Below are 11,727 nucleotides of genomic sequence, written 5' to 3' on the forward strand. Positions count from 1 at the left end.
GGCGCGGGCTCGAGCGAGGCCTGCGGCGGGGGTCTGCCATTCCAGTCCCACGCGGATTACCGTGGAGAACAGGAGTGAGTCATGGCCCGAGTGCTGGTTCTGACCGGCGATGCGGCGGAAGAGCTGGACTCCATGTACCCCGTCTTCCGGCTCCGGGAAGGGGGTCACGAGGCGGTCGTGGCCGCCCCCACCACGCGTCCGCGTTCGCCGACGTGCAACCCGAGGACTACCAGGCGCTGGTGATCCCGGGCGGCCGCGCGCCGGAGTACATCCGCACCGATCCCGACGTCGCCCGTATCGTGCACTACTTCTTCGAGCACGGCCTGCCGGTGGGCACGATTTGCCACGGCCCGCAGGTGCCGGCCGCGCTGGGCCTGCTGCGCGGCCGTACCACGGCGGCGTTCCCGCCGTTGAGGACCGACATGGAGATGGCCGGCGCGACCTTCGTGGACGCCCCCGACGTGGTGGACGGCGCGATGGTCTCCTGTCGTGGCTGGCCGGACCTGCCTGAATGGTCGCGTGCCTTCATGCGCGTGCTGGAGGGCGCGAAAGTGTCGTTGTGAGGAGATTCGGTACGCGCCCGCCTTCCGATCCGCCGCGCTCCAGCAGCCAGGCGCTTGACCTGGGAGTCCAGACTTCCCATGCGAGCCGTGCGCCGCCCCGCAGCGTCTATTGTTCGAGGGACTCGGCCAGGGCGTTGCTCGTGCCCCTCGGTATCACCGTGCTGCTTGACGGCCCAGCTCCTCGGTGGTGGGCCGTCGCGCTCGCGGTCGCCCTGATCCCCGCGGCCCTCGTCGCCGGCCTGTCAGGCTGGGCGCGTGTTACCGCACGGGGACCTGGAGGTCACGGAAGGTCCCGATCTTCACTTTCATCGTCGCCACACCCTCGGGCAGCGCGAACAGGTTCCAGAACACCTTCTCCGCCCCGGGCCCGAACTTCTCCGTGCCCAGCCGCACGCCGGACAGGTCCGTGCAGGCGCAGTACGAGTCCACGTTCCCGCCCTCGGCGGGCACCTGGAGGCGGCCGGGCAGATACTGACGCCTGGCGGCCACGTCGGTCAGCGTCACGTTGGTGGCCGCCTGATACTTGAACGACATCCAGTCCTGCGCATGGTGCAGCTCGTTGAACCAGGTCTCGGCGGCGCCCTCGTTCTTGATCCGGTAGGTCAGCAGGCCGAGGCCGCCGGGCAGCCGCCGCAGCCCCGTCACCTCCATGGAGATCGGCTGGCCATCCGCCTTGCCGGTGGCCGTCAGCCCGGTCGCGCCCGGGGCGGCGGACGTGGTGGACGTGGTGGACGTGGCCGGCTGCTCGGAGGCGGCCTGCGGCTTGGCGAACGTCACCGTGACCCGCCGGTTGCGCCGCCTGCCCTCGTCGGTGTCGTTGCTGTAGAGCGGCTGGCGAGAGCCGTACCCCTTGGCTCGGAACCGTACGTCCTGCCTGGTGACGAGCGCTGACAGCGCCTGGCGCACGGCTGCGGCGCGGCGCGCGGAGAGCGGGTTGTTGATGGCGTCGGTGCCGGAGGAGTCGGCGTGCCCGTCCACCTGCACGGAGGGGCCGAGCGAGGCGTCGATCAGCTTGGCGGTGCGGGCCAGCACGGCCTTGGCTCTGGGGGTGAGCATGGCCTTGTTCAGGGCGAACAGCACGTCCGACGACAGGTTGACCTGGAGATCCGTGCCGGTGTCTGCCGTCTCTTCCGTTTTGTCGAGCGATTCCGACGGGGTCACGAGCCGGCGGGTGACGGTGGTGACGGGCTCGGCGTCCGGGTCGGGGATGGTCATGCCGGGCGCCGGGACCGGCGGGTCGTCACTGATCGGCACGTCAGGCATGGGCGGGCCCACCGGGGTGACGACGGTGGCGGTGCTGGGGTTGCCCGACGGGGCGGGCATGACCGCGTACACGGTGATCGACTGTCCCCCGTCGATGAACATGCCCAGACCGTCGCGGTCCTCGTCGCTGCACAGACACGGGAAGTCGGCCGGCTTGTACGGCAGGATCCAGGTACGGGCCTGCGCGTCGAGCACGCCGATGCCGGATGCCCAGCGGATCTGCCCGAGCGGGCGCGTGTTGTCGCCCATCTGGCCCGGCCACGACAGGTTCGCCTCCGTGCCCGTGTTGGTGAGCCTGAGCTGGGCCACCAGGTGTTTGCCCTTGACCCGGTTCAGACCGACGACCGCGACCGTGAGCTCCGGGGTCTTGGTGCTTCGGGTCTCCGCCAGCGCGGGCCGGGCGTCCTGACCGGACGCGCTCGGGGTGGCGGCCGCGGAGGTCGAGGGCGGCGCGGTCGAGGGTGCCGGCGCGGCTGATGGCGCCGCCTCCTGCGCGGTGCATGCGGCGACCATGAGGAGGACAACGAACGGGACGACGCTCCGGGGGCTCACCCGCACGATCCTGTCGTACTTTCCGACCGAAAGTTATGTTTTCGGACAAACCAATGCGGCTTGTCGTACGAAGGCGCCATCGGGAGTTCCAAGATCCGAGGGCAGCGAGACGCTCCGCTGCCGACGGCAAACTCCGCAGCGTACGGCGCGCATCAGGGTCGTGGGGGTACCGGACGCGAGAACAGCCGTCCCCCAGGGGTCACCAGGCCCCGATGGTGACGGCTGCCGGAATACGGGCGGCTCCGTGTACACCGCGAGACGGCGATACCGCTGGGACACCGCGATCTGACCGGCAGCCCCTCATCGCGCCCATCCCCAGTCCCCGTTCCGCCGGCTTGCGGAATCATGCAGACCGCGCAACTCGTGCGCGAACCGCTGGATTGGTCCCGCATCGCAGTCCCGTTGGCATTCACGGCGCCCCGTGTTGTTTGTTCAGCACATCGCGCCCTCGCTGGACAAACCAGGCTGAACTAGCTTTTGGTCCTGCGAAACCGCCGATCAAGAAGACATCTTGACCAGGCGCACGGATACCCGAGGTAGGGAGCGATCGTGTCCATCATCAAGCGAGCCGCACTGGTCTCCACGGCCGTCGTCGCCGGAATCGTCACGCTGACGGCCGTCGCGCCGCCGCCGGCGTTCGCGGGAACCGCGCTGTTGAACGGCGCGGTGATCAACGACAGCGCCTACCCCGCGACGGCCATCAGGAACTGGTGCCTCAGCGGCGGCTCCACGGGCACCTTGACGACCACCAGACCGACCTGCGGCAGCGACCAGGCATCCCGCGGCCTCGCCCCGAGGGGCGGGCGCACCCCGTCCAACGAGGACTGGGACGTCGTGCAGATAGACGCGGGCTGGTGTTACTACGTGAAATTCGCCCTGCCCGGCCAGCCCGACAACCACACCAGGTACGACCGGAGAGGTAAGTCGATGGCGTACGTCAAGGTCGAGGACTTCGCGGCCGCCCACGTGGTGGCCCAGTCCACGAGTACCTGCCCGTGATCATCCGAGCATGACGCGGCCGCTTCACCGCGGCCGGGACCGCCAGTCCGGACTGGGACGTACCACGGTTGATGTCGCCGTCCCTGCCGCGTTCTTGTCTCGAAGCCGCGACCAGAACGGCCCGCGTCGTCGACGGCACCGCGCCGCGGGCCCGCGAACGCCCGTGGCACGGGTGCTCATGGCCTGACCGGGGTGGCGAGGTAGTCGCCGTGCTCCAGGTCGTCGAGCAGCGTCGGGTGGGTCGGCGACCAGCCGAGCGACTCCCGCGTGTAGGTGCTGGAGACGGGCCCGTCGAAAGCGTGGGAGAGGGCCATGAACGGGCTGACGAAGTGCGTGGCGGCCTCGCCGGGAGTCAGCGAGACCGCCGGCAGATCGAGAACCCGGGCGATCGTCTCCGCGATGCTCCTGAAGGCGACGCCGCTCTCGGCCGCTCCGTGCAGCACGCTGCCCGCCGCTGCCTGCTCCAGCGCCAGGCGGAACAGGACCGCGGCGTCGAGCCTGTGGACCGCGGGCCACCGGTTGGCGCCGGCGCCGACGTAGGCCGAGACGCCGGTCTCGCGCGCGGTGGCGATGAGTTGGGGGATGAAACCGTGGTCTTCGGGGCCGTGGACGGTGGGGGCGAGGCGTACCACGTTCGCGCGTACTCCACGGGTGGCGAAGTCCAGGCAGGCTCGTTCACTGGCGATACGGAAGGCGGCGATCCCGGCCATGTCGGGCTCGTCCCGCTCGGTGCTCACCCGGCCCGCGGGCAGGACCAGCGTGCCCGAGGTGACGACGAGCGGCTTACCGGAGCCTTCCAGCGGCCGGCCGAGCGCCTCGATCGCGGTCGTGTCGCGCCGCATCATGTCGTCGAGGTCGGAGAAGTCGCCGCCGTACGCCATGTGCAGGACCCCGTCGGCGGCCTCGGCGCCTCTGCGGAGGATGTCGAGGTCGTCCAGGGAGCCGGGGTGCGGCGTGGCCCCCAGTGACGAGAGCCGGGCGGCGGCGGCTTCCGACCGCGCCAGACCTGTGACGGTGTGACCGGCCGCGATGAGCTCGGCGACGACCGCCGGGCCGGTCTGGCCTGAACCACCGGTGACGAAGACATGCATGAGGACTCTTCCGCTTGGTGTCAGTGACTGGCACTACTTAGCGCCAGTCACTGACTCTACACATAATGTCAGTCACTGGCGCAACCTGCGGTAGTCTCGGGGTGTGCCACGGAGCGGAGCAGAAGCGCGGCGCCGCCTTCAGCAGGCGGCACTGGAGCTGTACAGGGAACGCGGGTTCGACCAGACCACCACGGCCGAGATCGCCGCACGCGCCGGGGTCAACGAGCGCACGTTCTTCCGGCACTTCCCCGACAAGCGCGAGGTGCTCTTCGACGGCGAAGCCGACCTGCGTGACGCGTTGACGCGGGCGGTGGCGGAAGCGCCCGACGGATTGCGGCCGTTCGAGATCCTGCTGCGGGCCTTCAGGCAAGCCGGGCGGATCCTGGAGGACAACCGCCCGTTCTCAGAACCACGGCTGGAGGTCATCGCCGCCACACCCGCGCTGCGCGAACGCGACCTGGCCAAGGCCGCGCTGCTCACCGACGCCCTGGCGGAGGCCCTGCGGCGGCGCGGCGTCGCCGACCGGCTGGCCGCCCTGGCCGCCCAGACCGGCTGGGCCACCTTCCACCAGGCGGCCCGAGCCTGGATCGACGACCCCTCGAAGAGCCTGGACGCGCATCTCCTCCAAGCTTTCGACGACCTCCGCGCGCTCACCAGCCGGTAGAAGACTTGCGTGGCGGTCAGCGTGCCCGGCGGCGGGCGGCGGGCGGCGGTATCGTGCTCGTGGGTGATGCGGGCTGGGGTTTCTCGGATCGTCCTCCCCCTGGAGGCCAAGGTGCCTGTTCAGTCCACGACCTGGACGTCCTTCCAGAAAGCGACCCGCCCGCGAACCATCTCGGCCCCCTCCCTCGGCTCGGGGTAGTACCAGACCGCGTCCTCACTACGCACGCCGCCGCTCTCCAGCGTGTAGTAGGACGCTTGCCCCTTCCACGGACACATGGTGTGGGTGCCGGACTCACGCAGCACGTCATCGCGCAGCGTCTCCCGGGGAAAGTAGTGGTTGCCTTCGACGACAACCGTGTCCTCGCTCTCGGCGATGGTCTGATCGTTCCACACTGCTCGCACGAGACCCATGATCTCTGACACGAAGCGGCAGTGACCTGCGGACACACCGGTCTCAGCCCGATCGTCGCCCTTCCACGACAGACGAACCCAGCGCACCAGCCGACACCCCGCGCCTACGCCTCGGCCATGGACCGCGCCATCGCCTGACTTCGCCTGCCTTCGCCGAACACGCTCGGGCACGCTTTGGCCTTGGATGCAACTGCGAGAAGAGGCCAAGAACCCGAGATGACCACTGACGAGCGGACGTCGTGGTCTGCCCGCCATCCCTCCATCAGACGACGAGACTCAAGACCGGGACACTAGGCGGCGGTCGTCTCGGCCGCGGCTTCCGGCGTGCGGGATCTCACGAGGAATCCGGCGGCGGCCGCGGTGAGGAACATCAGGATGCCGTACGTCGCCGCGGGGACGGCCATCTGGGCGTTGTTCAGCAGCGCCGGGCTGAGCGCGACCGCGATCGCGAGGGTCGCGTTGTGGATGCCGATCTCCATGCAGGAGGCGATGGCCTGGCGACGGCCCACCCCGGCCAGGCGGGGAGCCCAGTAGCCGACGGTCAGGCTGACCACGCTGAACAGGGCCGTGATCAGGCCGACGGAGCTGATGTAGCCGCTGAGGTTGTCCAGCTCCTGCAGGAGCGCGCCGAGGATGACCAGGACCAGGACGACGGCAGAGGTGATCTTCACGGGCGTGCCCATGCGGTCGGCGAAACGCGGGGCGAACGCGCGTACCAGCATGCCGACCGCCACGGGGACCAGCACGATCGCGACCACCTGCAGCGTCTTGTCGAACTGGAGGCCGAGCGTGCCCGCGTTGCCGAAGTAGCTCAGCGACAGGTTGGTGACCAGGGGCAGCGTGAAGACGGCCAGCACCGAGTTGATCGCGGTGAGCGTCACGTTGAGCGCGACGTCGCCGCCGAACAGGTGGCTGTAGAGGTTCGCGGTCGTGCCGCCCGGCGAGGCGGCCAGCAACATCATGCCGACGGCGAGGGCGGGCGGTAAGCCGAAGGCGAGCACGAGGCCGAGGCAGACGGCGGGCAGGATGAGGATCTGGCAGGTCAGCGCCACGACGGTGGCTTTGGGGTAGGCGAGCACGCGGCGGAAGTCGGCGACCGTCAGGCTCAGGCCGAGCCCCAGCATGATGATCGCCAGAGCGATGGGCAGGAAGACGCTGGCAAGGGCCATGGAAGGGCGAGTCCTCTCCGTGCCGGAAGGGCTCGTTGACCCGGGTCCCGGGCGCCTTCCGTTGATCGACGTCGGCTGCAGACCCCCACCATGTGGGATCGCCGGCCAGATGGGAAGAGGGGCGGAGCGACGAATCCTCACCCCCGGGTGGCACGCCGCCGCCACCCGGGGAGCCCGGACTACTTCCCGTGCGGGTCGGACGCGTTGAGCATCTCCACGACCTGCTCGTAGTCGCCGCGCGCTTCGCCGTAGCGGAGAAACTTCACGCGTTCGACCTGGATCTCCTTCGCGTCGGGCGCCGACTCGAGCAGTGCCATGACCTCGGCCACGAACTCCTCGAGCGGCATCGCGTGCTCGCTGTCCTCCTGGCCGGGCAGCAGCGAGGTGCGGACGGACGGCGGCTCGAGTTCGACGATCTTCACGTTCGTGTCGGCGAGTTGCAGCCTGATCGACTCGCTGAGCATGTGGATCGCGGCCTTCGACGCGTTGTAGCTCGGCGTGATCTTGAGGGGTGCGAACGCGAGACCTGAGGAGACGGTGAGGATCGTGGCGTCGGGCCGCGTCTGCAGATGCTGGATGAACGCGGCGATGAGGCGGATCGGGCCGAGCACGTTGGTCGTGATGACCGCCTCGGCCGAGGCCAGGAAGGCGTCGGGCTTGTGCCAGTCCTCGACGCGCATGATGCCGGCCATCGTGACGAGGACGTTGAGGTCCGGGTGCCTGGCCAGGACCTCCTGGGCGGCGGACTCGATGCTCGCGGCATCCGCGGTGTCGATCCGTACGGTGTCGATGCCCGGGTGCTCGGCGGCGATCTGATCGAGCAGGTCGGCGCGCCGGCCGCCGACGATGACGGTGTTCCCCTCGGCTTGCAGCGCGATCGCGAGGGCCAGGCCGATGCCGCTCGTGGAGCCCGGGATGAAGACGGTGTTTCCGGAGATGTTCATGCTCCAAGGTTTCCTCGCCGGCCGGCGCCGGTGCAGAGAGCGGTTATCGGGGGATCGACGATCCCTGGCTCACGGTCGTCGCTCCTCGGGGCACGGGCAGATACTGGACACATGGACCGTGCAGCACTCGCCGACTTCCTGCGCCGCCGTCGTGAGGCGCTGCGGCCGGAGGACCTCGGGCTCCCCCCGGGAGCGCGCCGCCGTGCCCCGGGCCTCAGGCGCGAGGAGGTCGCGGGACTCGCCGCGATGTCGACCGACTACTACACACGGCTCGAACAGCAGCGCGCCCCGCAACCCAGCCCGCAGATGCTCGCCTCGATCGCCCGGGCACTGCGGCTGACGGTTGACGAGCGCGACTACCTGTTCCAGATGGCGGGGCAGAACGCCCCGGCGTCCGTGTCCGCCGCCTCGCATGTCGCTCCAGCGCTGCTGCGCGTGCTCGACCGCCTCAGCGACACCCCGGCGCTCATCCTGTCCAGCCTGGGCGAGACGCTCGTGCAGAACCGGATGGCCGACGCCCTGTTCGGCGACAAGTCGGGCTACACGGGTCTCGCCCGAAGCGAGATCTACCGGTGGTTCACCGATCCTTCGGAGCGGCTGCGCTACCCGGCCGACGACCGTGACCGGCAGAGCCGCGCCCTGGTCGCGAACCTGCGTGCCGCGTACGGAACCATGGGCCCGCAGTCGCGGGCCGGAGAGTTCGTGCGGGCCCTGCGGAAGGCCAGCGCGGAGTTCGCCGAGCTGTGGGAACGACATGAGGTCGCCAGGCGCTTCGAGGACCACAAGACGCTCATCCATCCCGAGCTCGGCCCGATCGAGCTCGACTGTCAGGTGCTGTTCACCGAGGATCAGTCCCAGGCGCTGCTCGTGCTCACCGCTCCTCCTCGCAGCGAGGGCTACGAGAAGCTGCAGTTGCTCGCGGTGCTGGGGCACGAACGGTTCCCCACCGACAGCCCCTGACGGCGCGGCCAGTTCCCTTCCCCGCTTCCTCCCCCACCGGAACGGCCCCGGTACGGTGCTCGCCGCGCGGGCGCAGCCCGGACCACACGAGGACCACGCCGAGGAGTTGCCGCTGCCGGGTGAGCCGCCGGGTGAGCCGCCGGCCAGCACGACGGACACGCCGTTCGAGCCCGCCACTCGCCAGCCGCCAGCCGGGTGTTGATCCCGATCTCGCCGTGCGAACCGTCATTGACGCCGGATGCTTAGGATGGCGTCGGCCATGGTGCGGGCCGGCGTGCGTCACCTCATCGTCGTGCTCACACAGGCCGAGGCGCGCGAGCACGGCACGTACAGGAGCCGGTGGTGGGGCGAGCCACCACCGGCGTGGCAGGGCATGGCAGGATCGCGCCATGTCCCTCAGCGTTCCCCGCCTCCGGATCGGCTCGACCGAGATCATCGCCCTCGCCGATGGCGAGGGCCCGTTCTTCTCCCCGCGCGCCGAGGCCTTCCCCGAGGCCACGGCCGCTCAGTGGGCCGAGGCCGACCGCTACGACCCGGGCGCGGTCGACGCCGAGGGCCGCTGGCGGCTCCAGTTCCGCGCGTACGCGATCCGCAGCGACAAGGGCCTCACCATCGTCGACGCCGGGATCGGTCCGGCGGACAGCCCGGCCGGCTCGTGGGCCCCCGTCCCCGGTGCGCTCCCCGAGTCACTCGCCGCCGCGGGCATCGACCCGGCGGAGGTCGACACCGTGGTGCTCACGCATCTGCACACCGATCACGTCGGATGGGCGGTCGTGACCGAGGCGGCCGTCCCATCAGCGGGCGGCGCGGCGGACGGCAACGCTTCGACCAGCAGCGCGGCGGGCGGCTCCGCCGCGCCCGGCAGCGCGACCAGCGACCGCCGCCCCTACTTCCCGAACGCCGAATACCTGCTCCAGCGGGCCGAGTTCGACGCCCTCGACGCGCTCAACCCGCAGCTCCGCGAGACCCTCACCGACCCGCTCGCGGCGGCCGGCCGGCTCCGGCTTCTCGACGGGGACACGCCGCTGCGCGCCGGGCGCACGGTCGCCACGCCCGGTCACACGCCCGGGCACCAGAGCGTGCTGGTCGCCGACGGGCGCGAGCTGGCGCTCGTCACCGGCGACCTCCTCGTGCACGCGCTCCAACTGCTCCACCCCGAGCTCGCCTACGCGCACGAGATCGACCCTGAGGCGGCCAGGCACTCAAGGAAGCGCATGCTCGGCCGCGCAACCGCCACCACGCTGCACCTGGCGACACCGCATCTGACGGAGCCGTTCATCTCGGCGTGATCGCGGCCGTCCGAGCCGTTCGGCGCGGGACAGGCCGCGAGGGCATGCGGACTTCCCGGTGATCGAGACCGTGCCGCTCAACCGGGTGTACGTGCTGGTCTTCGTCGAGCACGGCCATCCAGCACAACGGGCACCGGCCGCACCAGTCCCCGGCACCGACGTCCGCCGAAAACCCGTCGCCACAGGCACGACCAACGAATACCACCACGCCGCGTGACTACGTCTTCGAGCGGTACACCGGCGCGTACGGGTGGCCTGCCATGGACACCCCCTATGCTCGGCTCTGATCGTCATTGGAAGGCGGGTCAGCCGGGGACGGTCACGACCTGGCCGCCTTCCACCGCGCCGGTGAGCAGGGACGAGGCTCCGTCGCGGTAGGGTTCTGGCGGACTTTCTTCAAGATGGACGGCACGTGTGAGTAAGGCTAATGAGCTGATCGGCGCGGCGATGGAGGCCCTTGCCCGCGAGGATGAGGCAGCCTTCGACTCCGCCGCCGCCTTCCTGGCCGACCGGGACGACGCCGATCGCGTCCTGGTGGAGGTCGTGACCCGTGCGATCTCGGGATTGTGGCGGAACGGCTGGCAGCCCGCCGACGTGGTCAGGATCGCGGCCAGGCGGCTGACCGACTGGCACGGGCGGACGGCGGCCGACCTCATCGCCTGGGAGATGCGGGCCTACCCGCCGGCCACGGTGGATGAGCGCTGGCGCGACCAACTCGCCGGCCTGGAGGCCACGGTGTGGTGGACGGGCGGCTACCTCGCGGCGCGGCAGGCACGCGACGGGGCCAGCCGACTGGTGACCGTCTCCGGTGGGCTGGAACTGCTGGGGTTGCTGACCGGGCTGCCGCGGCTGGAGTCGTTGAGCCCGCGGCCCGGGGCCGCTCGCCGTACGGTCCAGGCACGTCCGCACGCGGTCAGCGAGAAGACGTTCGCGCGGGTGCGGGCGCTGCTGGCCAAGGCGGAGTCGACGACGTACGAGGCGGAGGCGGAGACGTTCACGTCGGCGGCACAGAGCTTGATGGCGAAGTACAGCATCAACGCGGCGATGCTGGAGGCGCAGCCAGGCGGAGGTGAGGCCCCGGCGGGCATCCGGGTCGGCATCGACGCGCCGTACGAGCAGTCCAAGGCCGTGCTGCTCAACCTCATCGCCGAGGCCAACAGGTGCCGGGTGATCTGGTCGAAAGAGCTGGGGTTCGCCACCGTGCTGGGGTTCTGGGCGGACCTGTCCTGGGTGGAGGTGCTGTTCACCTCGCTGCTGGTGCAGGCGCAGACCGCGCTGGTGAACTCGGGCACCAAGAAGCACGGCACCGGCCGGTCGAGGAACAAGACGTTCCGCCAGTCGTTCCTGTCGGCGTTCGCCTCCAGGATCGGGGAGCGGCTCGCCGAGGCCACGGCGGGTGTGGTCGCGCAGGAGAGCGCCGGCCGGGGCACCGACCTGGTGCCGGTGCTGGCGGCCCGCGAACAGGAGGTAGAGCAGGCGGTCGAGCGCATGTTCCCGAACCTGGTGTCGCACGCGGTCCGCACGTCCTGGGATCGGGAGGGCTGGGCGGCCGGCCGTACCGCCGCCGATCAGGCCAGCCTCGGGGCCCGAGACCGATAGCGCCTGTATCTCTGATTCTGGGGATGTCTTTTCCCTGGCGGTAGCCATCCAAGGACACGACGACACGGATCCGACGAGACAAGGCTGAATGCTGAGCTTGAGAAGCTCTCGCGCCCGCTCCTGGCGCACTGGCTCATGCGCAGGTCGGCAGGAGATGCGGTTGTGTCGATCCCGAGACCGGACATCAGCGAGGGACGCAGTGTTCGCGCCTGTCGGTGGCGCAC

The 11,727-nt window shown here is 70.2% G+C and carries 12 protein-coding genes; 7 read left to right on the forward strand and 5 right to left on the reverse strand.

The features are described from left to right. Positions 1–212 precede the first annotated feature (212 nt). Complete coding sequence (locus tag ACBJ59_RS53400; protein ID WP_375117673.1) at positions 213–563, forward strand: DJ-1/PfpI family protein; 351 nt, start codon at positions 213–215, stop codon at positions 561–563. Between the two features lie 258 nt (positions 564–821). Here the strand turns inward: ACBJ59_RS53400 and ACBJ59_RS53405 are convergent, their stop codons facing one another. Beyond that, positions 822–2,378, reverse strand: coding sequence for an OmpA family protein (locus tag ACBJ59_RS53405; protein WP_375117674.1), 1,557 nt, complete (start codon positions 2,376–2,378; stop codon positions 822–824). A gap of 549 nt (positions 2,379–2,927) precedes the next feature. On the opposite strand from ACBJ59_RS53405, the gene ACBJ59_RS53410 reads away from it, so the two are divergent. Beyond that, on the forward strand, positions 2,928–3,377 hold the full coding sequence (locus ACBJ59_RS53410) for a hypothetical protein (RefSeq protein WP_375117675.1): 450 nt from the start codon (positions 2,928–2,930) through the stop codon (positions 3,375–3,377). A gap of 176 nt (positions 3,378–3,553) precedes the next feature. On the opposite strand, the gene ACBJ59_RS53415 is transcribed toward ACBJ59_RS53410, so the two are convergent. Continuing rightward, positions 3,554–4,468 carry an SDR family oxidoreductase gene (locus tag ACBJ59_RS53415; protein ID WP_375117676.1) on the reverse strand — a complete coding sequence of 305 codons (915 nt, stop codon included), beginning with the start codon at positions 4,466–4,468 and terminating at the stop codon, positions 3,554–3,556. Positions 4,469–4,571: 103 nt separating this feature from the next. Here ACBJ59_RS53415 and ACBJ59_RS53420 point away from each other — a divergent pair, with 103 nt between their 5' ends. Beyond that, positions 4,572–5,132, forward strand: a complete 561-nt coding sequence (locus ACBJ59_RS53420; protein WP_375117677.1) for a TetR family transcriptional regulator — start codon at positions 4,572–4,574, stop codon at positions 5,130–5,132. Between the two features lie 119 nt (positions 5,133–5,251). Here ACBJ59_RS53420 and ACBJ59_RS53425 read toward each other — a convergent pair whose 3' ends face one another. From ACBJ59_RS53425 to ACBJ59_RS53435, 3 genes are all read right to left on the reverse strand, one after another. After that, on the reverse strand, positions 5,252–5,542 hold the full coding sequence (locus ACBJ59_RS53425; protein ID WP_375117776.1) for a DUF427 domain-containing protein: 291 nt from the start codon (positions 5,540–5,542) through the stop codon (positions 5,252–5,254). Between the two features lie 290 nt (positions 5,543–5,832). Continuing rightward, positions 5,833–6,711: a bile acid:sodium symporter family protein gene (locus ACBJ59_RS53430; protein ID WP_375117678.1), complete on the reverse strand. Its 879-nt coding sequence runs from the start codon at positions 6,709–6,711 to the stop codon at positions 5,833–5,835. A 179-nt stretch (positions 6,712–6,890) separates the two neighbouring features. Beyond that, a complete protein-coding gene (locus tag ACBJ59_RS53435; protein ID WP_375117679.1) occupies positions 6,891–7,655 on the reverse strand; it encodes an SDR family oxidoreductase in 765 nt (254 codons plus the stop codon). A gap of 111 nt (positions 7,656–7,766) precedes the next feature. Between ACBJ59_RS53435 and ACBJ59_RS53440 the strand changes: the two genes are divergently transcribed. The 4 genes from ACBJ59_RS53440 to ACBJ59_RS53455 all read left to right on the forward strand — a co-directional run bounded on the left by ACBJ59_RS53440 (position 7,767) and on the right by ACBJ59_RS53455 (position 11,503). Continuing rightward, positions 7,767–8,615, forward strand: a complete 849-nt coding sequence (locus tag ACBJ59_RS53440; protein WP_375117680.1) for a helix-turn-helix transcriptional regulator — start codon at positions 7,767–7,769, stop codon at positions 8,613–8,615. Between the two features lie 389 nt (positions 8,616–9,004). After that, the gene (locus tag ACBJ59_RS53445; RefSeq protein ID WP_375117681.1) at positions 9,005–9,904 is read left to right on the forward strand and encodes an MBL fold metallo-hydrolase; all 900 of its coding nucleotides are present in this window, start codon (positions 9,005–9,007) and stop codon (positions 9,902–9,904) included. 58 nt (positions 9,905–9,962) lie between these two features. Beyond that, a complete protein-coding gene (locus ACBJ59_RS53450; RefSeq protein WP_375117682.1) occupies positions 9,963–10,121 on the forward strand; it encodes a hypothetical protein in 159 nt (52 codons plus the stop codon). 197 nt (positions 10,122–10,318) lie between these two features. Further along, positions 10,319–11,503: a DUF2786 domain-containing protein gene (locus ACBJ59_RS53455; RefSeq protein WP_375117683.1), complete on the forward strand. Its 1,185-nt coding sequence runs from the start codon at positions 10,319–10,321 to the stop codon at positions 11,501–11,503. Positions 11,504–11,727 lie beyond the last annotated feature (224 nt).

The sequence above is a fragment of the Nonomuraea sp. MTCD27 genome, from assembly GCF_041950495.1.
Taxonomy (GTDB): domain Bacteria; phylum Actinomycetota; class Actinomycetes; order Streptosporangiales; family Streptosporangiaceae; genus Nonomuraea.